The 21,535-nt window shown below is 68.7% G+C and carries 17 protein-coding genes and 2 tRNA genes; 15 read left to right on the forward strand and 4 right to left on the reverse strand.

The genetic code is table 11. From position 1 onward, the window contains the following. The first annotated feature begins 16 nt into the window (after positions 1-16). Complete coding sequence (locus tag VIL76_RS01930) at positions 17-652, forward strand: DsbA family protein (protein ID WP_332043290.1); 636 nt, start codon at positions 17-19, stop codon at positions 650-652. Here the strand turns inward: VIL76_RS01930 and VIL76_RS01935 are convergent. Next, positions 649-1,905 (reverse strand): glutamate carboxypeptidase, encoded by a 1,257-nt coding sequence (locus VIL76_RS01935; protein WP_332043291.1) that lies wholly within the window; start codon positions 1,903-1,905, stop codon positions 649-651. The genes VIL76_RS01930 and VIL76_RS01935 overlap by 4 nt on opposite strands. Positions 1,906-2,094: 189 nt before the next feature. On the opposite strand from VIL76_RS01935, the gene VIL76_RS01940 reads away from it, so the two are divergent. Then, positions 2,095-6,234, forward strand: a complete 4,140-nt coding sequence (locus VIL76_RS01940) for an ExeM/NucH family extracellular endonuclease (RefSeq protein ID WP_332043292.1) — start codon at positions 2,095-2,097, stop codon at positions 6,232-6,234. Positions 6,235-6,342: 108 nt separating this feature from the next. Continuing rightward, positions 6,343-6,960, forward strand: coding sequence for an ATP-dependent Clp protease proteolytic subunit (locus tag VIL76_RS01945; RefSeq protein ID WP_332043293.1), 618 nt, complete (start codon positions 6,343-6,345; stop codon positions 6,958-6,960). Here VIL76_RS01945 and VIL76_RS01950 read toward each other — a convergent pair. Continuing rightward, positions 6,957-7,217, reverse strand: a complete 261-nt coding sequence (locus VIL76_RS01950) for a hypothetical protein (protein ID WP_332043294.1) — start codon at positions 7,215-7,217, stop codon at positions 6,957-6,959. The genes VIL76_RS01945 and VIL76_RS01950 overlap by 4 nt on opposite strands. Before the next feature lie 57 nt (positions 7,218-7,274). Between VIL76_RS01950 and VIL76_RS01955 the strand changes: the two genes are divergently transcribed. Continuing rightward, entirely contained in the window at positions 7,275-8,216 is a 942-nt protein-coding gene (locus VIL76_RS01955) for a glycosyltransferase family 4 protein (RefSeq protein WP_332043295.1), read from the forward strand. Here the strand turns inward: VIL76_RS01955 and VIL76_RS01960 are convergent. Beyond that, positions 8,213-8,875 (reverse strand): HAD-IB family hydrolase, encoded by a 663-nt coding sequence (locus tag VIL76_RS01960; RefSeq protein ID WP_332043296.1) that lies wholly within the window; start codon positions 8,873-8,875, stop codon positions 8,213-8,215. The genes VIL76_RS01955 and VIL76_RS01960 overlap by 4 nt on opposite strands. A 222-nt stretch (positions 8,876-9,097) precedes the next feature. Between VIL76_RS01960 and clpX the strand changes: the two genes are divergently transcribed. The 11 genes from clpX to VIL76_RS02015 all read left to right on the forward strand — a co-directional run bounded on the left by clpX (position 9,098) and on the right by VIL76_RS02015 (position 21,334). Then, positions 9,098-10,360, forward strand: coding sequence for an ATP-dependent Clp protease ATP-binding subunit ClpX (gene clpX, locus VIL76_RS01965; RefSeq protein WP_332043297.1), 1,263 nt, complete (start codon positions 9,098-9,100; stop codon positions 10,358-10,360). Positions 10,361-10,630: 270 nt separating this feature from the next. Next, positions 10,631-11,356: an SDR family oxidoreductase gene (locus VIL76_RS01970; protein ID WP_332043298.1), complete on the forward strand. Its 726-nt coding sequence runs from the start codon at positions 10,631-10,633 to the stop codon at positions 11,354-11,356. Further along, positions 11,356-11,943, forward strand: coding sequence for a 2-hydroxychromene-2-carboxylate isomerase (locus VIL76_RS01975; RefSeq protein WP_332043299.1), 588 nt, complete (start codon positions 11,356-11,358; stop codon positions 11,941-11,943). The genes VIL76_RS01970 and VIL76_RS01975 overlap by 1 nt, the downstream gene beginning before the upstream one ends. Positions 11,944-12,391: 448 nt before the next feature. After that, entirely contained in the window at positions 12,392-14,791 is a 2,400-nt protein-coding gene (gene lon, locus VIL76_RS01980) for an endopeptidase La (protein ID WP_332043300.1), read from the forward strand. A gap of 175 nt (positions 14,792-14,966) precedes the next feature. Then, positions 14,967-15,242, forward strand: coding sequence for an HU family DNA-binding protein (locus VIL76_RS01985; RefSeq protein WP_332043301.1), 276 nt, complete (start codon positions 14,967-14,969; stop codon positions 15,240-15,242). Positions 15,243-15,337: 95 nt separating this feature from the next. Further along, the gene (locus VIL76_RS01990) at positions 15,338-15,904 is read left to right on the forward strand and encodes a TMEM165/GDT1 family protein (RefSeq protein WP_332043302.1); all 567 of its coding nucleotides are present in this window, start codon (positions 15,338-15,340) and stop codon (positions 15,902-15,904) included. A 12-nt stretch (positions 15,905-15,916) separates the two neighbouring features. Beyond that, positions 15,917-15,993: transfer RNA gene (locus tag VIL76_RS01995), tRNA-Val, on the forward strand. Positions 15,994-16,011: 18 nt separating this feature from the next. Further along, entirely contained in the window at positions 16,012-16,896 is an 885-nt protein-coding gene (locus VIL76_RS02000; RefSeq protein ID WP_332043303.1) for an alpha/beta hydrolase, read from the forward strand. Between the two features lie 71 nt (positions 16,897-16,967). Beyond that, positions 16,968-18,404, forward strand: coding sequence for a peptide MFS transporter (locus VIL76_RS02005; RefSeq protein ID WP_332043304.1), 1,437 nt, complete (start codon positions 16,968-16,970; stop codon positions 18,402-18,404). Between the two features lie 7 nt (positions 18,405-18,411). Next, positions 18,412-19,326: an aldo/keto reductase gene (locus tag VIL76_RS02010; RefSeq protein ID WP_332043305.1), complete on the forward strand. Its 915-nt coding sequence runs from the start codon at positions 18,412-18,414 to the stop codon at positions 19,324-19,326. A gap of 82 nt (positions 19,327-19,408) precedes the next feature. Next, positions 19,409-21,334 carry an NAD(P)/FAD-dependent oxidoreductase gene (locus VIL76_RS02015; protein ID WP_332043306.1) on the forward strand — a complete coding sequence of 642 codons (1,926 nt, stop codon included), beginning with the start codon at positions 19,409-19,411 and terminating at the stop codon, positions 21,332-21,334. Between the two features lie 24 nt (positions 21,335-21,358). On the opposite strand, the gene VIL76_RS02020 is transcribed toward VIL76_RS02015, so the two are convergent. Beyond that, positions 21,359-21,435: transfer RNA gene (locus tag VIL76_RS02020), tRNA-Asp, on the reverse strand. Positions 21,436-21,535 lie beyond the last annotated feature (100 nt).

A 21,535-nucleotide genomic window follows, 5' to 3' on the forward strand; every position in this document is an offset into this window, starting at 1 on the left:
CTGCAATCCTGTCAGGATGGACGGCCCGCACCTCATCTACTTCTCCGACCCCATGTGCTCGTGGTGCTACGGCTTCTCGACGGTCATCGCCGCCGTCCGCAAGGCCTTCGGTCCCGCCCTGCCGATCCGCACGGTGATGGGCGGCCTGCGCCCCGGCACGGAGGAGCCCATCACGCCGGAGGCGCGGGCCACGATCACCTCCCACTGGAAGCATGTGCGTGAGGCCACCGACCTGCCGTTCGACGAGCGGGTGCTGGCCGAAGGCTTCGTCTATGATACCGACCCCGCCGCCCGCGCGGTGGTGGTCGCCCGCCGCGAGGACCCGGAGATCGCCCTGACCTACCTGCTGCGCGCGCAGCAGGCCTTCTATGCGCAGGCCCGCGACGTGACCAAAGGCGACGTCCTGGCCGACCTGGCGGAGGAGGTCGGGCTCGACCGGGTCGACTTCATCGCCCAGTGGGAGAGCGAGGCGGCCCGGCAGGAGACCTGGCGCGACTATGCCATCTCCCAGCGCGCCGGCGTGACCGGCTTTCCGACCCTGGTGGCGGGCCCCAACGAGGAGGGCGTCTTCGGCGTCGTCACGCGCGGATACGCCCCGCCGGAGCAGGTGGTGGCCGTGCTGAAGGACTGGATCGACCGCATAGCGGCCTAGGGCTTGAAGCGCGCGGGCGGGTCGCGGCCCAGGTCCATGATCAGCTTGGCGAGCAGGTAGAGCCGGGGCGTCACGGTCTTCAGTTCGATGTACTCCGCCTCGGAGTGGAAGCCGCCGCCCACCGGCCCCAGGCCGTCCAGGGCCGGAACGCCGGCGTCGGCGGCCAGCGCCGACTCCGAGGCGCCCCCGTTGCCGCCGCGGCCGATCTGCAGCCCCAGGCCCGCGTAGATCGCGGCCGCGCGGTCCGCCAGGGCCTCGGTCGCCGGATTGTTCGGCAGGGGCGGGAAGGAGGGCTCCAGGCGGACGTTGACCTTGGTGTCCGGCACGGAGGTGGTCTGCGCGTTCCGGCGCAGGGTCTGCTCGACCTTGGCGAAGTCCTCCTTCTTGCGGACGCGGACATTGATGGCGGCGCTGGCGTCCTCGGGGATGATGTTGTTGCGGGCGCCGGCCTGCATGAGGGTCAGGTTGGCGGTCAGCCCCTCGCCGGACTTCGGGAAGACGTCGGCCTTCTTCAGCTGGTTGATCAGTTCGACGGCGGCGTTGCGGCCCTCCTGAGGTGCGACGCCGGCGTGGGCGGCGCGGCCCTTCACCTCGATGTGGTAGGTGGCGCTGCCCTTGCGCCAGACGGTGAGCTTGTCCGGGGCGTCGCCGGGCTCCAGGTTCAGCTCCACGTCCGCCTCGGCCACCAGCTTGGCGATCAGCGCCCGTGTCCCGGGCGAGCCGCGCTCTTCCGAGGTCTCGATCAGGAACACGATCTCCTTGAAGTCGGTGAAGCCCACCTCGCGCAGGATCTGCAGCGCGTAGAGCCCCTCCACCACGCCGCCCTTCTCGTCGCCGACGCCGGGGCCGTAGGCGCGGGTCGCGTCCGCGCGGAACGGCCGCTTCGCCGCCGTGCCGGGGCCGAACACCGTGTCGATGTGGGCGATCATCAGGATGCGGCCGCGGCCGAGCCCGGCGATCCGGGCGACAAGGTTGTCGGCGTGACCCGGCTGCTCGGCGGGCACGAGCTCCGTGGTCAAGCCCAGGGCCCGGAAGCGCGGAACCAGCACGTCCAGCGCGCGGCGCGCGCCCTCCACGTCGCCGGTGCCGGAGTCGATGTTCACCAGCTGCTCGAGGAGCTTCAGTTGGTCGGGCCGCGCCTTTTCCGCCGCCGCCCAGACCCTGTCGTCCTTGGGCACGGTGGCCGGGGCCGCATGCGCCTGCGCCGCGAGCGCCACGACCAGCGCTGCCCCAAGAGCGATCCTGCGACTCATCGTCCCCTCCGCAACTGTCCGTTTCGCCACCATGCGGCGCCTGCTCTGGGGCGCAAGCGCTGCTGTCACCCGCTCGTAACAGAGCTGTCATCTGGTCGGGCTAGCAGGCCTTCCCGATTGCGGGCATAGCCCCGGGTAACGCTGGGATCGGGGCCCGGCGACATCCCATCAGTCGAGGACGCGCGTTCCATGAGCACCGTGTATTTCAAGCTGTCGGAGCGTGACTTCTTCGAGGACTGGAACGAGCCGGACCTCGCCACGGTCGACAACTGGAACGCGTTCCCCAGCATCGTGGGCTACCTGGGCGACTACACCGGCGGAACTCCGACGGACGTCGACGCCCGGACGCTGACCGGCCAACCGGGCCAGGGGTCAGGCGCCCTCGGCGCCGTGGACGTGACGATCAACCAGACCAACCCCAATAGCGCCAGCTTGGCGGGCGGGGTGCTGGAGATGACCGTCGGCGGCAACCGCGTCATCGCGCTGAACGGATCGGGGACGGCCGACGCGCCCAGCATCGTGCTCTACCTGGACGGCACGGGCCGCAAGGACCTGACCCTTTCGCTCGACGTCATCGACCTCGACACCAGCACGGACAACACCGCGCAGCAGGTGGCGGTGATGTACCGCCTCGGCGACACCGGGCCGTGGACGAACGTGCCGGGCGGCTACATCGCCGACGCAACTATCGCAGGTCCGGTCGGACAGACCACGTCGCTCAACCTGGTCCTGCCGCCGGAGCTGAACGGCAAGGCCAACATCCAGGTCCGGATCCTGACGACCAACGCCTCGGGGACGGACGAGACCATCGGCCTCGACAACATCAAGGTCACCAGCCAGCCGCAGGGCGTCGTGATCCCGTCGGTGAGCGTGGCCGCCATCGACGCTCAGGGGACCGAAGGATCGCCGGACGACTCGCTCACCTTCACCCTCACCCGCAGCGGCGACCTCAGCGAGCCGCTGACCGTGTCCTACCAGCTCGAGGGCTCCGGGACGGCGGGCGCGGACTACACCGGTCCGGGCGCGGGAACCGTCACCTTCGCCGCCAACTCGGCCACCGCCACCCTGACCTATGTGGTGCAGGACGACGCTGTTCTGGAGCCGAACGAGACGATCCGCGTCGTGCTGCAGTCCGGGGCCGGCTACACCGTCGGCGCACAGGGCTCGGCGGAGGGGACGATCGTCAGCGACGAGCTGGTGGTCTCCAGGATCAGCGCCGTGCAGGGCGCGGGCGCGGCGAGCGGCATGGTCGGCCAGGTCGTCACCATCGAGGCCGTCGTGGTCGGCGACTTCCAGAACGGCGACGGGGACCTGTCCCGGGACATCGGCGGCTTCTTCGTCCAGGAGGAGCTCGCCGACGAGGACGGCCTCGCCGGCACCTCCGAAGGCCTTTTCATCTCTCAGGCCACGCTAGGCACGGACGTCGAGGTGGGCCAGCGCGTCCGCGTCACCGGCGTGGTGAGCGAAGACTTCAACATCACCCAGCTGAAGAACGTGCAGGTCACGATCATCGGCCAGAACGCCAGCAGCGAGGTGAAGGCCGCGGTCCTGAACCTGCCCGCCAACCTGGAATCCATGGAAAGCATGCTGGTGACCGTGCCGGACAGGCTGGTGGTCACTCACATGGAGGACCTGGACCGGCTTGGCGAGGTGCGCCTCTATCGCCCCGAAGGCGACGGTCTCGGCGGCGCGATCGCCGAGACCGGCGACGGCCGGCCATACACCTACACCCAGATCCATGAACCGGACGCCGCGGGCCTTACTGCCTACGACCAGGCGGTCGACGGCCGCTCGATCATCTACGATGACGGGCTCAACGGCACGTGGCGGCCGATCACCAATCCGGACGGCGGCGGCGTCTACAACACCGCCAACGCCGTGCAGACGGGCGACAGCATCACCGGCCTCACCGGCGTGCTGGACTTCGGGTTCAGCAACTGGCGGGTCCGCTCGGTCCAGGACGGCCAGAACACCTTCACCGACAGCAACCCCCGCGAGCCGGCCCCCGCAGATGTCGGCGGCAGCCTGGTGGTGGGCAGCTTCAACGTGCTGAACTTCTTCGTCACGCTCGACACCCCCGGGACCAGCACCGACATCGGCCAGGATCCGCGCGGCGCCGACACCCAGGCCGAGTTCCTGCGTCAGGCGGACAAGCTGATCGCCACGCTGATCCGCATCGACGCCGACGTCCTCGCCCTGGTCGAGCTGGAGAACGACTTCAGCACCTTCACCGGCAGCACCGTCGCCGAGGGCAACGCCCTGGGGTACATCGTTGAGCGCCTGAACCTGGCCCTCGGCGGCGACGTCTACAGCTACGTCCATCCGGGCCTGAACGCCGTCGGTTCCGACGCCATCTCCACTGGCTTCATCTACAAGAACGACGTGGTCGAGATCGTCGCCGGCACTCACGTGGCGATCGACCTGGACCCGGTGAACAACCGCCCCACCATCGCGGTCACCTTCGAGGAGATCGCCACCGGCGGCCAGTTCACGGCCGTGGCCAACCACTTCAAGTCCAAGGGCAGCGGCACGGGCGCCAACGCCGACAAGGGTGACGGGCAGGGCGCCTCCAACGCCGGCCGCGTGGACCAGGCCAACCGGCTGCTCCAGTTCCTGGCTGGCGCCCCAACGGGGACGCTCGACCAGGACTACCTGCTGCTGGGCGACTTCAACGCCTACTACCAGGAAGACCCGATCGACGTGCTGCGGAACGCCGGCTTCAATCCGGTGGGCGGCCCGACCAGCTATTCCTACACCTTCGACGGTTACGTCGGCTCGCTCGACCACGCCATGCCCAACGGAACCCTCGGGACCCAGGTCACCGGCTCCACCAAGTGGCACATCAACTCCGAAGAGGCGCCGGCCCTCGACTACAACACCGACGCCGATGACACGAACCCGGCCACCAATCGCGATCCGTCGATCTTCGACGGCACGGTCCCCTACCGTGTCTCCGACCACGACCCGATCCTCGTCGGCCTTTCCCTGACCCCCACCAACAAGCTGGTGGTCGGCACGGCGGGCGACGACGCGCTTGCCGGCCGTAACGGCCACGACACCCTGTCGGGCGGCGAGGGCGCCGACACCCTGACCGGCGGTCAGGGCGATGACCTGCTGCTCGGCGGCGCAGGCGAGGACGTGGCCGCCTACAAGGGCGTGCGCGCCGACTACGCCGTGACCCGCGGTCAGAACGGCCAGGTGCTGGTCACCGGGCCGGAGGGGGCCGACACGCTCGAGGGGGTGGAGTGGCTGCAGTTCGCCGATGGGAAGGTGCTGATCGCCCAGCTCCTGAACCGCCCCCCGGTCGCGGTGGCGGACACTGGCGTCGCCATCGAGGACGGCCAGCCCGTCGCCCTCGACGTGCTCGGCAATGACACCGATCAGGACGGCGACGTGCTTAAGCTGGTGAGCGTGGACGGCGCGGGGCTGAAAGGCTCGGTCACCGCCAATGCGAACGGCACGGTCACCTACGCGCCAGGCGCGGCGTTCCAGACGCTGGCCGCCGGGGCGACCGCTGTTGAGACGTTCAGCTACACCATCGAGGACCGCTTCGGCCGCACCAGCACGGCTGAGGTCGCGGTCACCGTTACGGGCGTGAACGACGCGCCGGTGGCGGTCTCCGACACGGCGAGCGTCTTCGAGAACGAAACCGTCACCATCGACGTGCTGTCCAACGACAGCGACGTGGACGTGGGCGACACCAGGACCCTGGTCTCGGTGACCGGCCAGGGCTTCGGCAGCGTGAGCATGACGGCCGACGGGAAGGTCCGCTACGTGGCCGACGCCGACGCGTTCGACCGGCTGGGCCTGAACCAGACGGCGTCCGAGACCCTCACCTACGTCATGCGCGACGCCACCGGCGCCACCAGCACCTCGACGGTCGTGGTGACGGTCACCGGCGTCGCAGATGCGGCCACCCAGAGCGCCGGCAACGGCGGGGACCGGATGATCGGCACGGCCGCCGAGGAGCGGCTGGAAGGCGGAAATGGCGCGGACCGGCTGTTCGGCATGTCGGGCGCCGACACCCTGGCCGGCGGCAATGGCGCCGACGTCCTGGACGGCGGGGTCGGTGCGGACCAGCTGGAAGGCGGGCTCGGCCCCGACCGCTTCGTGTTCACCGGCGCCTTCGGCGCCGACGTGGTCAGCGACTTCGGCAATGGCGACCAGCTGCAGTTCGACCGCAGCCGGGCCGCAAGCTTCGCCGAGGTGCTGCAGCACGCGGAACAGGTCGGCGACGACGTCGTCATCAGCTTCGACGGCGCAACCACGGTGACGCTCGAAGACTACCTGATCGGCAACCTGCGGGCCGGCGACTTCCTGTTCGTCTAAGGCTCAGTCGGGTCCGGCGCCTTGCGCCGGCCCCGGCGGCGGGCGATATCCGAGGCGACGCGGGGTCCATCGGCCCTGCGGCGCGATTCCAAGAAGGACCACCTCCACATGCGTGACCCCGTCACCACTGCGCTCGGCCTCGTGCCGATGGTCGTCGAGCAGACGAGCCGCGGCGAGCGCGCCTACGACATCTTCTCCCGCCTGCTGAAGGACCGGATCGTGTTCCTGGCCGGCCCCGTCGAGGACGGCATGGCGGCGCTGATCTGCGCCCAGCTGCTCCACCTGGAGGCCGAGAACCCCAAGAAAGAGATCCAGATGTACATCAACTCCCCCGGGGGAGTGGTGACGTCCGGCCTCGCGATCTACGACACCATGCAGTACATCAAGAGCCCCGTGATCACCCTGTGCCTGGGCATGGCGGCCTCGATGGGCTCGTTCCTGCTGATGGCCGGCGAGAAGGGCCAGCGGATCGCCTTGCCGAACTCGCGGATCATGGTCCACCAGCCCTCGGGCGGCTTCTCCGGCAAGGCCTCGGACATCGAGCGCCACGCCGAGGACATCATCAAGACCAAGCGCCGGCTGAACGAGATCTACGCCAAGCACACCGGCCAGCCGGTCGAGGTGGTCGAGGAAACACTCGACCGCGACTACTTCATGACCGCCCAGGAGGCCAAGGACTGGGGCCTCGTGGACCACGTCTGGGAAAAGCGCGAAGCCGAAGGCTAGGCCCCGAGCCGCTGCCGGGCGAGCGCGATCAGCTGCGCCCGGCCGGCCTCGGAGGTCACGTCCAGGCGCTCGAAGTCGCCCCCGTCCGCGCCGCGAATGTCGGCGAACAGGCCCTTCGGGTCCTCGTGGAAATGCAGGAAGGCCCGCGACTTCACATAGAAGGTCCCGCGGGCCTTCTCCTTGAGGCCGGGCAGGGCGCGCAGCGAGCCCAGCAGCGGCTCCAGCGCATCCAGGGCGTCCTGGCCCGCGTGCTTCATGAGCTTCCTCCCCCGGGTGGCCCAATATAGCATCCCAGGCCGGGGGACGGCTTCCAGTTGCGCATCTTCTACCTGAGCGACGGCCTGCACGCCGGCGGCGGCCGGATGGTCAACCTGGACCACGTCGAGGCCCTGCGCGGCTTCGGCTACGACGCCCGCTACCTGGTGGTCCCTGCCGAGGGCGTCGAGGCGCCGCAATTCCCGTTGGGCCGTGACGTCCCTTGGCAGACCTCGACCGATGACCTGACGCTCGACGACATCGTGGTCGTGGGCGAGATGCACGCCGCCGGCGCGCGCGCGGTGATGGCGACCCCGGCGCGCAAGCTGATCCACAACCAGAACCCCTACTACAGCTTCCTGGCGTTCCGGGACTTCGGCGCCGTCCGCGGCTGGGGCTGCGAGGCCATGCTGGCGCCCAGCGGCTTCACCGCCGACCAGTTGCGGCAGATGGGCTGGACAGGTCCGGTGCACGTGGTCCGGCCGTTCGTCGACCCGGTGTTCGCCGCCGCCGCGCAGCGTCGCGACGAGGTCCGGATCGGGGTCATGCCGCGCAAGCGCCCGCACGAACTGGCGCTGATCCGCGGGGTGGTGCTGTCACAGCGCCCCGACCTCGCGCGTGTCCCCTGGGGCCGGATCGGGGGGCGGCCGCGGGCGGAGGTGGCGGACATCCTCGGCCGCTGCGACCTGTTCCTGAGTCTGAGCCATATGGAGGGCCTGGGCCTGCCGCCGCTGGAGGCCATGGCCGCCGGTTGCCTCGTGGTGGGCTTCCACGGGGGCGGCGGGCGGGAATACGCGACGGCTGAGAATGGCGACTGGTTCGACGACGGGGGCCACCTCGAGATCGCCGCCGCCCTGATCGGGCGCCTCGACGCCCTGGCCGCCGGCGAGCGGTTCGAAGCCCGCCGCGAGGCCGGCCGGCGCACGGCGGCCGAATTCAGCCTCGCGCGCTTCGAGGCCGAGCTGCGCGCTGCCTGGCTGGCGATAGCAGGTCCGCCCTAGGGCTTCCCCGTGAACACGCGGTAGCCGGCTTCCTCGGCCATCTCCAGCATCTCGGTGTCCCCGCTGGTGTCGCCGTAGGCCGCCCGGATCCGCACGTCGGGGCCGAAGGCGTCCTTCAGGCGGACCACCTTCTCAGGCCCGCGGCAGTTCGGGGTGGAGAAGGCGCCGGCGACACGGTCGGACTGGTCGTAGGCGATCTCGGTGCCCAGGATGGCGTGGGCGCCCAGGCCGCGGGCGAAGGGGCCGACCACGGCGGTCGGCGAGGCGGTGACGATCACCAGCCGCACGCGCTGCCGCTGCCAGCGCTTCCATGTGGCCACCGCGTCGGGCCGGAACAGCCGGCGCGAGTGGGTCTCGGCGAACCGCTTGGCGTCCTCGTGCAGGCGTTCGCGCGGCACCCCCTTGAGGAATTCCCCCACCGCCTGCGCCTTGATCCGGCCCCGATCGCGGTGGAACAGGTAGGCGATGACCGCCGGCGTGAGTCTTGCGAGCCCCAGCCCGTACCGGAGCGGGCCCGCCCGCCACTTCAGGAAGGCCGTGAAGCTGTCCTTGACCGTCAGCGTCCCGTCGAAGTCGAAGGCGACCACCGGCGGGTCGCCCGCTTCCGGCCCGACCCCTGCGCCGTGGGGGAGCTCCGGTACGTCGTCGTCTTGTGCCATTTCGGCGCGTTTCCCATTTAGGGGCACGAGGCGCCCCGTCCGGGGGCGTCGCGCCGCCAATTGTCGCTCCGGCGAGCGAAGGCTTGTGATCCTTAGCCGGATCGGGGAATGTCAAGACTTAGACAACCCGCGGCGCGTATTCTGCATTGTAGGAGCGCAGGCGTCCTGCGGGGCGGGGATAGCCGGGTCCGGCAAGCCTCGCCTAGAGAGTGAGAAGAGACGATGACGAAGGCCGCGAGCGGAGATTCGAAGAGCACGCTCTATTGCTCTTTCTGCGGCAAGAGCCAGCACGAAGTCCGCAAGCTGATCGCTGGTCCGACCGTGTTCATCTGCGATGAATGCGTCGAGCTTTGCATGGATATCATCCGGGAAGAGCACAAGATTTCCTTCGTTAAGTCGAAGGACGGCGTGCCCACTCCGAAGGAGATTCGTGAGGTCCTCGACGACTACGTGATCGGCCAGGACCACGCCAAGAAGGTCCTCTCCGTCGCCGTCCACAACCACTACAAGCGCCTCAACCACGCGACGAAGAACAACGACGTCGAGCTGGGCAAGGCCAACATCCTGCTGATCGGCCCGACCGGCACCGGCAAGACGCTGCTGGCGCAGACGCTGGCCCGAATCATCGACGTGCCCTTCACCGTGGCCGACGCCACGACGCTCACCGAGGCCGGCTACGTCGGCGAGGACGTCGAGAACATCATCCTGAAGCTGCTGCAGGCGGCCGACTACAACGTCGAGCGGGCCCAGCGCGGCATCGTCTACATCGACGAAGTCGACAAGATCAGCCGCAAGTCGGACAACCCCTCGATCACCCGCGACGTGTCGGGCGAGGGCGTCCAGCAGGCGCTGCTGAAGATCATGGAAGGCACCGTCGCCTCCGTGCCGCCGCAGGGCGGGCGCAAGCATCCGCAGCAGGAGTTCCTGCAGGTCGACACCACCAACATCCTGTTCATCTGCGGCGGCGCCTTCGCTGGCCTCGAGAAGATCATCTCGGCGCGCGGCCAGGGCACCTCGATCGGCTTCGGCGCCAAGGTCCACGACCCGGACGAGCGCCGCACGGGCGAGATCTTCCGCCAGGTGGAGCCGGACGACCTGCTCCGCTTCGGCCTGATCCCGGAGTTCGTCGGCCGCCTGCCGGTGATCGCCACCCTCGACGACCTGGACGAGAAGGCCCTGGTGAAGATCCTCACCGAGCCGAAGAACGCCTTCGTCAAGCAGTACGTCCGCCTGTTCGACATGGAGAACGTGGGCCTCACCTTCACCGACGACGCGCTGAACTCGGTCGCCCGCAAGGCCATCCAGCGCAAGACGGGCGCGCGGGGCCTGCGCTCGATCCTGGAAGGCATCCTGCTCGACACCATGTACGAGCTGCCGACCTACGACGGCGTGGAAGAGGTGGTGGTCAACGCCGAGGTCGTGGAAGGCCGCGCCCAGCCGCTGCTGATCTACGCCGAGCGCCGCGACAAGGGCGGGGCGGCCTAACCGCCTCACGCCAGGCAGAGATTCCAAAGGCCCCGCAGGCGACTGCGGGGCCTTCTTCATGCGCCGTGTTCCCTCGCCGCTGGGGAGGCACAGCTCGCCAAAGGCGAGCCGGGTGAGGAGCTGAGGGCCGGGCTCGACGGTCAGTGTTTCGGTTGTCGCCAGTGTGACCAAGGGCTGCACCTTCGCGGCCTGACAGCGGCGCCAGGAATTCTGGCGCCTCGCCCGGCGCGGCTTCTGGTTTACGGTGTATGGTGAAACTGGAGGCGGGTCATGGCGGATCGGGCTGTGGTGGTCGTGGGGGCGGGCGACGCCCTGGGCGGGGCGATCGCCAAGCGGTTCGCGCGCGAGGGCTATGCGGCGGTGATCGCGCGGCGCAACGCCGACCAGCTGGAGCCGCTGGCTCGGGCGATCCGCGACGCCGGCGGCGAGGCTCACCCGTTCGGGCTCGACGCGCGCCAGGAGGACCAGGTGGTCGGCCTGTTCGACAAGGTCGAGGCCGAGATCGCCCCGGTGGAGGTCTGCGTCTTCAACATCGGGGCGAACGTCCGCTTCCCGATTGCGGAGACCACCAGCCGGGTCTACTTCAAGGTCTGGGAGATGGCCTGCTTCGCGGGCTTCCTGGCCGGGCGCGAGGCGGCGAAGCGAATGACGCCGCGCGGGCGGGGCACGATCATCTTCACAGGCGCCACGGCCTCCATGCGGGGGCGCGACGGCTTCGCGGCTTTCGGCTCGGCCAAGGCGGCGCTGCGCTCGACGGCGCAGAGCATGGCCCGGGAGCTCGGGCCGAAGGGCGTCCACGTGGCCCACACCGTCATCGACGGGGCCGTCGACACCGCCTGGATCAAGGAGAACTTCCCCGACCGCTATGCGGCCAAGGAGCATGACGGCATCCTCAATCCGGAGCACATTGCCGACGCCTACTGGATGCTCCACGCCCAGCCGCGAGACGCCTGGACCCACGAGCTCGACCTCAGGCCCTGGACGGAGGCCTTCTGATGCCCAAGACCCTGCACTTCCTGTTCGATTTCGGCAGCCCGGCCAGCTACCTGGCCTACAAGGCCCTGCCCGACATCGCCGCCCGCACCGGCGCGCGCATCGAATACGTCCCGGTGCTGCTGGGCGGGGTGTTCAAGGCCACCGGCAACGCCTCGCCGGCGAGCGTCCCGGCCAAGGGCAAGTGGATGAACGCCGACCTCAACCGCTGGGCCCGCCGTCGCGGGACAGAGTTCAACCGCAACCCGCATTTCCCCATCAACACCATGCACCTGATGCGAGGCGCTGCCGGACTGAAGGACGACCCGCGCTTCGCCGCCTACGTCGAGGAGGTGTTCAACGCCATGTGGCGCGAGCCCAGGAACCTCGGCGATCCGGCCGAGCTGGTACCGGTGCTGGAGCGGGCAGGGGTCTCGCCCGACGAGTTCCGCGCGCTGACCGAGGACGAGGGCGTGAAGGCCCGGCTGCGCGAGACCACCGAGCAGGCCGTCGAGCGGGGTATGTTCGGCGCCCCCACCTTCTTCGTCGACGACGAGCTCTACTTCGGCCAGGACCGGCTCGATTTCGTCGAGGAGGCCCTCAGAGCCTGAAGATCGCTGCAGCCAAACTTTGGCGCCCGCCCGCGGCTGCGATACACTCTCAGAGGATCTTTCTCCTTGTGAGTCAAAGCCTTAGAACTCTTTGAGAGTTGTCGCGCTGAGTCGTGTAAATAGGCCTGACACGGCGTGTAACACCGCGCGGGAGGCCGACTTGATGCCGGGCCCGCGGCTTCCCATCTAAGCACTGTTCAAGAAGGGCATGGCCTTGCGCATACGGCCCGGCTTTCCCCGGTCAAGCTAACCTGTGGACGGCGATGAGGCGCAGTGTCGCGCAAGGGACTTGCTCCGCTTGCAGACCCCAAGAAACCCTTCCACATAAACCATAAGCAACCCGCCCAGCACGGCGGACGGGACGTCCGACTCAGGCGCATCGTCTGAGTGACCACGACCCGGAAGGCTTGACCGGAGACCAAACCGGTCGGCCAGGAGTTCAAGCATCATGTCCGAGATCAAGATCCTTCCCATTCTGCCGCTGCGGGACATCGTGGTCTTCCCGCACCAGCCGGTGCCGCTGTTCGTGGGCCGTGAGAAGTCGGTGCGCGCCCTCGAGGAGGCCATGCGCAACGACGGCAAGCAGATCCTGCTCGCCACCCAGAAGGACAAGGACGACGACGACCCCGCGCCGGGCGCCATCTACGACGTCGGCGTCGTCGCGACCGTCCTGCAGTTGCTGAAGCTGCCCGACGGCACCGTGAAGGTGCTGGTCGAGGGCCGCGCGCGGGCCGGCATCACCCGGTTCACCGACCAGGCCGAGTACTACGAGGCCGAGATCGCCTATGTGGCGGAAGACGGCGTCGGCTCCCCCGAGGCCGAGGCCCTGAGCCGCGCGGTCGTCGAGCAGTTCGAGAACTACGTCAAACTGAACAAGAAGGTCCCGCCTGAGGCGCTCGCGGCGATCCCGCAGATCGAGAACCCCGGCGAGCTGGCCGACCGCATTGCCTCGCACCTCTCCGTGAAGATCAGCGAGAAGCAGCAGCTGCTCGAGGTCTTCAACGTCGTGAAGCGCCTGGAGAAGGTCTACGCCCTCATGGAGGGCGAGATCTCCGTCATGCAGACGGAGAAGAAGATCAGGAACCGCGTGAAGCGTCAGATGGAGAAGACGCAGCGCGAGTACTACCTGAACGAGCAGATGAAGGCGATCCAGCGCGAGCTGGGCGAACAGGACGACCACCGCGACGAGCTGATCGAGCTCGAGAAGCGCATCAAGAAGACCAAGCTCTCCAAGGAAGCGCGCACCAAGGCCGAGGCGGAGCTGAAGAAGCTGCGCAACATGAGCCCGATGTCGGCCGAGAGCACGGTCGTGCGCAACTACCTCGACTGGCTGCTGTCGATCCCGTGGGGCAAGGCCAAGCAGAAGCCCATCGACCTGCAGAAGGCCGAGGAGATCCTCAACGAGGACCACTACGGCCTCGAGAAGGTCAAGGAGCGGATCCTGGAGTACCTGGCGGTGCAGAGCCGCGTGGGCACCCTCAAGGGCCCGATCCTGTGCCTCGTCGGCCCGCCCGGCGTGGGCAAGACCTCGCTCGGCAAGTCGATCTCCAAGGCCACGGGCCGCGAGTTCGTCCGGGTCTCCCTGGGCGGCGTGCGCGACGAGGCCGAGATCCGCGGCCACCGGCGGACCTACATCGGCTCCATGCCCGGCAAGATCATCCAGTCGATGAAGAAGGCGAAGTCCACCAACGCGTTCTTCCTGCTCGACGAGATCGACAAGATGGGCTCGGACTGGCGCGGCGACCCGTCGTCGGCGCTGCTCGAGGTGCTGGACCCGGCGCAGAACTCCACCTTCGCCGACCACTACCTTGAAGTGGATTACGACCTGTCGCCGGTGATGTTCGTCACCACGGCCAACTCGCTCAACATGCCCCAGCCCCTGCTGGACCGCATGGAGATCATCCGCATCCCCGGCTACACCGAGGACGAGAAGGTCGAGATCGCCAAGCGGCACATCCTGCCGAAGCTGACCAAGGACCACGGGCTGAAGCCGGAAGAGTTTATCGTTCCGGAAGAGGCGATCCGCGGCCTGATCCGCTACTACACCCGCGAAGCCGGCGTCCGGAACCTGGAGCGCGAGCTGGGTAACCTGGCCCGCAAGACGGTCCGCGACCTGACCCGCGAGAGTGTCCTGTCGATCACCGTCGACGAGGAGCGGCTGGGCAAGTACGCGGGCGTCAAGAAGTACCGCTACGGCGAGACGGACGCGGAGGACCAGGTCGGTATCATCACCGGGCTCGCCTACACCGAGTTCGGCGGGGACATCCTGACCATCGAAGCCGTGAAGATGCCCGGCAAGGGCCGCATGTCGATCACCGGCAACCTGAAGGACGTGATGAAGGAGTCCATCGCCGCGGCGAACTCCTACGTCCGTTCCCGGGCCACCCGCTTCGGCATCGAGCCGCCGATCTTCGAGCGCACCGACGTGCACATCCACGTGCCGGACGGGGCGACCCCGAAGGACGGCCCCTCGGCCGGCGCCGCGATGGCCACGGCGATCGTCTCGGTGCTGACCGGCATCCCGATCCGCGCCGACATCGCCATGACCGGCGAGGTCACCCTGCGCGGCCGGGTCACCGCCATCGGCGGCCTGAAGGAGAAGCTGCTCTCCGCGCTCCGTTCGGGCGTGAAGACGGTGCTGATCCCGGAGGAGAACGAGAAGGACCTCGCCGACGTGCCGGAGACGGTGAAGGCCGGCCTCGAGATCATCCCGGTCTCCACCATGGACCAGGTGCTCTCCCACGCGCTGACGCGTCAGCCGACGCCGATCGAGTGGAACGAGGCCGACCATCCGCCGACCAAGCCGGCGGACGACGCCGACGTGGACCTGGGTGTCGTCACCCACTGACCGCAGCGTCTGATCAAATGTTGTGACAAAGGGGCGGCGCGGAAGAGATTCCGCGCCGCTCTCGTTTGACGGCCAAGCCGCGTTGCGTCCTTAATCTCAACCACGGGCGAAGGGGGGCGCGGCCGTGCGCCGGTTCGCACGCCAACGACAACAAGGAAGGTGGGAGAAGACGCTCATGACCAAGGCCGAACTCGTGTCCGCGATCGCCGACAAGGCCGGGCTCAACAAGGCTCAGGCCAAGGAGGCGCTGGACGCCTTCATCGCCTCGGTGTCCACCTCTCTGAAGGCGGGCGACGAGGTGCGGCTCGTGGGGTTCGGCAGCTTCGTGCCCGTGAAGCGAGCGGCGGGAACGGCCCGCAATCCCCGCACCGGCGAGAAGGTCCGCACCGCGGCGACGCGGACCTGCCGCTTCAAGGTGGGCGAGAGCCTGAAGAGCACGCTGAACGCCTGACGCTTCACGCGTCCGGTCGATGAAGAGGCGGTCCGTTGCGGGGACCGCCTTTTTCGTTTGTGGGCCAGGGCCCGCGCGCGGTAGACGCGGGCGCCTTGGACCCGTTGCTTATCTCCACCGCCGTGGTGGCCATCGCCGAGATCGGCGACAAGACCCAGCTCCTCGCCATCGTGCTCGCCGCGAAGTTCCGCCGGCCGTGGCCGATCATCGCCGGGATCCTGGCTGCCACCGTGCTCAACCACGCCGCCGCCGCGGGCCTGGGGTTCCTGGCGGCCAGGTGGCTGACCGGCCCGGTCTTCCAGGCCGTGGTGGGGCTCGCCTTCATCGCCATGGCGGGCTGGGCCCTCATCCCCGACAAGGAGGACGAGGACGCGCTGAAGCGGCCGTTCGGCGGAGTGTTCCTGACGACCCTTGTCGCCTTCTTCCTGGTGGAGATCGGCGACAAGACCCAGATCGCCACCTCGCTGCTCGCGGCGCGGTTTCAGGACATCGTGCTGGTCACCCTCGGCACGACGCTCGGAATGATGGCCGCCAACATCCCGGCGGTGTTCCTGGGCGAGGCGGCGACGAAGGTCGTGCCGCTCAAGGTGGTGCGGACCGTGGCCGCCGTGATCTTCGCCCTGATCGGCCTGTGGGTTCTCGTGGCGGCCTTCGTCCGCTAGAGGAGGCGGCGCGGGCGGCTAGCTCAGCTGGTTAGAGCACCTCGTTTACACCGAGGGGGTCGGGGGTTCGAACCCCTCGCCGCCCACCACTCTTCGCCGAGGGTGCCATGCGTCTCGCGATCCCGATCGCCGTTCTCGTCCTGGCCGGCGCAGCGCACGCCGAGCCCGCGCCGCTGAAGGCTTACATGGAGCAGGCGCGCGTCCAGCCATCGGCGCGGATCGCCTATGGCCAGGCGCCGTCGCAGGTCGTCGAACTGTTCCTGCCGAAGGGGAGGGGGCCGCACCCGGTCGTGGTGCTGCTGCACGGCGGCTGCTTCCTGAAACAGTTCGAGGGCCTCCCTCAGACCAGCGGGATCGCTGCCGACCTGGCGCGCCGCGGCATGGCGGTGTGGAACGTGGAGTACCGCCGTCTGCCGGAGCCGGGCGCCGGCTATCCTGGGACGTTCGAGGACGTCGCCGCGGCGATCGACCGGATCGCCGCCGACGCTGCGCGCTACGATCTCGATGCGACACGGGTGGTCGCGCTCGGCCATTCCGCGGGCGGACACCTGGCGCTGTGGGCGGCGGCGCGCGGGAAGCTGCCGCAGACCAGCCCGCTCTACCGTGAGGCTCCCGTGCGCCTGCGCGCCGCGATCAGCCTCGCCGGCATCGGCGACCTGGAGGGGCAGGGCGACGTGTTCGGTCGGCCGTGCGGGCAGGAGACCCTGCCGCAACTCATCGGGTTCAAGGACCGCAAGGCGGCCTACGCCGACACCTCGCCCGCAGCCCTGCTGCCGACAGGCGCCCGGATCGTGATGGTCCACGGCGTCTTCGATCCAGTCATGCCGCCCTACACGGGACTGGCCTTCGCGGACCGGGCGCGCAAGGCAGGCGATGCGGCCGAGGTGGTGATCCTCGCCGACGCCGCCCATTTCGACCCGGTGATCCCGACGACGCCGGCCTGGAGGGCCGTGGCCAGGGTGGTTGAGCGAGAGGCGAAGCGCCTGCGGTAGGCCGGAATTGCCAGGCTCTTCCACTCACACGCAAATTCGTGCCTAAGCTCGGCCGCTTGGGGAGGAAAACCATGACCGCAGCCGCAACGACGGCCGACCGAAACGACACGGCATTCCTCGGCCATCCGAAGGCCTTGGGGTACCTGGCCTTCACCGAGGCGTGGGAGCGGTTCTCCTACTACGGCATGCAGACGCTGCTGGTGCTCTACATGATCCACCAGCTGCTGCTGCCGGGTCACGTGGAGAACGTGGCCGGCTTCACCTGGCTGAAGGCCCTGCTGGATCCCGTGGGCCTGAAGAGCAACCAGCAGATCGCGTCTGCGATCTTCGGCTGGTACGCGGGCCTCGTCTATCTGACGCCGATCCTCGGCGGCTTCATCGCTGACCGGCTGCTGGGCCGCACCCGCACCATCGTCACAGGCGCGCTCCTGATGGCGCTCGGCCATTTCCTCATGGCCTTCGACGTCTCGTTCCTGATTGCGCTGCTCTGCCTGATGCTGGGTTCGGGCTGCTTCAAGGGCAACATCGCCACCCAGGTGGGGCATCTCTATCCGGAGACCGACAACCGCCGCGCCGACGCCTTCCAGATCTTCTACCTGGCGATCAACGCCGGCGTCATCGTCACCCCGCTGATCGTCGGCACGCTCGGCGAGAAGGTGGGCTGGCACTACGGCTTCGGGGCCGCCGGCCTCGGCATGCTGGTCTCGATCGCCATCTACCTGGCGGGGCGCAAGCACCTGCCGCCGGACCCGCCGCTTGGCGCCAACCAGCGCGCCGCGGACAAGGCCGCCCGTCCGCCGATGACGGGCCGCGACTGGAAGAAGCTCGCCCTGCTGATCGTCATGCTGCCGGTCCTGACCGCCTCGATCGTCGGCAACCAGGAGATCTTTAACGCCTACCTGGTCTGGGTGGAGCGCAGCGCCGACCTGCGCCTGTTCGGCATGCCCATCCTGACCACCTGGATGGTGTCGGTGGACTCCATCGTCTCGGTCGCCTGCCTGGCGGGCATGGTGGTGTTCTGGCGCTGGTGGAAGACCAAGTTCAAGGAGCCGGACGAGCTCGGCAAGATCGCCATCGGCTGCGCCTTCGGGGCGGCCGGGGTGCTGGCGTTGGTGGCGGGTGCGGCCATCGCCGAGGCGACTGGGACCAAGGTGGCCTTCGGCTGGCTGTTCCTGTTCCACCTGCTGAACGACATTGGCTTCGCCAACGTCCTGCCAGTGGGTCTGGCGCTCTATGCCCGTTCGTCGCCGCGGGCGATCGCCGGCACGGTGGTGGGCATCTACTACCTGCACCTTTTCGCCGGCAACCTGCTGGTCGGCAATGTGCTGGGGGCCCGGCTGGAGACCATGACGGGGACGGCCTTCTGGTTGATGCACGCCGTGCTCGTCGGCGGCGCTTGCATCGCCATCCTGGTCATCAAGGCGCTGTTCGGACGGATCTTCACCGGCGAGGAGGACACGCCGAGCGAGGAAGACGTGGCGACGGCCGATGCGGTGAAGGCGCCCTGAGCGGCCGATGCTCTACCGCCCGCTCGGCCGCACGGGCTTAACCGTCTCGGAAATCGGCTTCGGCTGCGCCAGCTGGTGGGGAAAGCCGGCCTTCGCAGAGGCCGAGGCGCTGGCCCTGGTTCACGCGGCCATCGACGCGGGCGTGACCGTGTTCGACACCGGGGCCAGCTATTCGGCGGGCGAGGCCGAGCCCCGCCTCGGGCGGGCGCTGAAGGGGCGGGACGTCTCGGAGCTGGTGATCGCCACCAAGGCGGGCACCTACCACGCCGGCGGCGGCCGCATCGCGCGGGACTTCTCTCCGGCCGCTGTGACCGCCAGCGCGGAGCGATCGCTGAAGAACCTCGGCCTCGAGGTCCTGCCGCTGCTGCAGCTCCACGGCCCGGCGAGGGAGGAGCTCACCGACGAGCTTTTGGACGCCCTGGAAGGGCTCAAGGCCAGGGGGCTGGTCCGCGCCGTCGGGCTGAACAGCTTCGACCCGGCGGTGATCGAGCAGGCCATCAGCCTTCCCGCCTTCGACGTGGTGATGGTGGACTACAATGTGCTGCGCCCCGAACGCGAGCCGCTGATCGCCCGAGCCGCCGCGGCGGGGAAGGGGGTGCTGGCCGGGATGCCGCTGGCCATGGGCCACACCGGCCTGCAGGTGGCGAAGCTGCGCGATCCGCAGGATATCTGGTACGCCGCACGCGGCCTGCTGCGGCATCGGCGAGAGGTGCTGCAGGGCACGCGGTTCTCCTTCCTGCACCGCCAGCCGGGGATCACCGGCTCGCAGGCCGCGCTGGCCTATGTGCTGGGCAACCCGGCGGTGTCCTGCGCCGTCTTTGGCGCCACGCGCATGGCGCACCTGAGGGAGAACCTCGCCGCTTCGGGCATGGCCCTGCCGCCGGAAGTCTTCGCGCGCATCCGCAGGGCCCAGGGCCGGTAGAGGTCACGCCGGGTCAGGCTTCCGCTCACCCCCGCGCGGAGTCATGGTGCTGATCAACGATAATCCAGGGTGGAAACCGACCATGGCTGAGCCGCGCACCCAGCTCGACGAGGCGCTGCAGACGGCGCACCTGCCTGCACTGGTGGCGGCTCTGGTCCACGTCACCGGCGACGCCGGCTGGCTGAAGCCGGAATGGACGCCGACCTACACGCCGCTGGCCCGCAACGACCCCGGCATCTCCTCCGAGGAACAGGCGAAGATCCGAGACGCGGCGAGGGCGGCGATCGAGGCCTACCTCGCCGACCCGACGCCGAAGCTGCCTAACCCCGACCTCGCCACCCTGCGCCGGATGATGGACTTCGTGGCCGGAGCCCCCATCCCCGAGGGTTACGCCGACTTCCTGATCGACGAACTGGCGATCTCGGGAAAGTCCACCAAGGACCCGCAGTTCGACCAGCCCAAGCTCAGAGAATCCGCCCGCAGCCTGAAGGTGCTGGTGATCGGCGCTGGCATGTCGGGCCTGCTCACCGGCATCCGGCTGTCGCAGGCAGGCGTCCCGTTCGAGATCGTCGACAAGAACCCCGACGTCGGCGGGACCTGGTTCGAGAACACCTACCCGGGCTGCCGGGTGGACAACTCCAACCACATGTACAGCTACTCCTTCGAGCCGAACCACGCCTGGCCGCAGCACTTCTCGCCCCAGCCGGAGCTGCTGAAGTACTTCCAAGGCGTGGCCGAGAAGTACGGTCTGCGGAAGCACATCCGCTTCGAGACCTGGGTCGAAAGCCTGGCCTGGGACGAGGGGCGCGCGGTCTGGCGAGTGGAGCTGAAGGGGGTGGACGGGCGCCGCGAGACGGTGGAGGCCACTGCCGTCATCACCGCGGTGGGCCAGCTCAACCGGCCGCGATACCCGCACATCGAAGGCTTCGGCACGTTTGCCGGCCCCGCCTTCCACTCCGCCGAGTGGCGCCACGACGTGGATCTTGCCGGCAAGCGGGTGGCCGTGATCGGCACGGGGGCCTCAGCCTACCAGTTTGTGCCGGAGATCGCGCCGAAGGTGGCGCACCTGAAGGTTTTCCAGCGCACCCCGCCCTGGGGCCTGCCGGTGCCCCACTACCACGAAGACGTGCCGGAGGGCTTCAAGTGGCTGCTGGAGCACGTGCCCTACTACGACAAATGGTACCGCTTCTGGCTCTTCTGGATGACCACCGAGGGCTTCCTGCCGATGGTTAAGTCCGATCCGGACTGGCAGGGGCCGACGACGGCTGTGGGCGAGGCCAACGCCCAGTTGCGCGAGATGGCGGCCGCGGCGCTGGCGGCCCAGGTGGCCGACCGGCCGGACCTGCTGCCCCACGTGGTTCCGCAGTACCCGGTCGGCGGCAAGCGGGCGGTGCTGGACAACGGCGTCTGGCTGGCGGCGCTCAAGCGTCCCAACGTGCAACTGGTCACCGAGCGTATCGAGAGGATCACGCCCAAAGGCGTCGTCACCGCCGATGGGACCGAGCACCAGGTGGACGTGCTGATCTACGGCACCGGCTTCACCGCCTCCAATTTCCTGTCGACCCTGAAGGTGAAAGGCCGGGGCGGGCGCGACCTGCACGAGAGCTGGGCCGGCGACGCGCGCGCCTACCTGGGGATCACCCACCCCGGATTCCCCAACCTTTTCACCATCTACGGGCCGAACACCAACATCGTCGTCAACGGCTCGATCATCTTCTTCTCGGAATGCGCGGTCCGCTACATCGTGGGCAGTCTGAAGCTGCTGGCGGAAACCGGCGCGCGCGCCATGGAGCCGAAGCGGGAGGTCTACGACGACTTCAACCGCCGGGTGGACGAGGCCAACCAGGGCTGGGCCTGGGGCTCGCCGCACGTCTCCAGTTGGTACAAGAACGAGCTCGGCCGGGTCAGCCAGAACTGGCCGTTTGGCCTGATCGACTACTGGCGCGCGACCTTGGCCCCGAACCCGGACGACTTCGTCCTGCAGCGCGAGCCGGAGCACGCCGCCTGAAGCTGGGGATTTTAGGGGGGCAAGTGGCGCGAATGACGGGACTTGAACCCGCGACCTCCGGCGTGACAGGCCGGCGCTCTAACCAACTGAGCTACATCCGCGTGGGGCCAGGAGCCTTGCGAAGGCGGGTGAGATAGGGTCGAGACGGAATCGTGTCAACGGAAGAGTGCGGCCACGCCCGCTCGGTCGCATCCCGGCCCC

This window comes from Phenylobacterium sp., from assembly GCF_036563285.1.
Classification (GTDB): domain Bacteria; phylum Pseudomonadota; class Alphaproteobacteria; order Caulobacterales; family Caulobacteraceae; genus Phenylobacterium.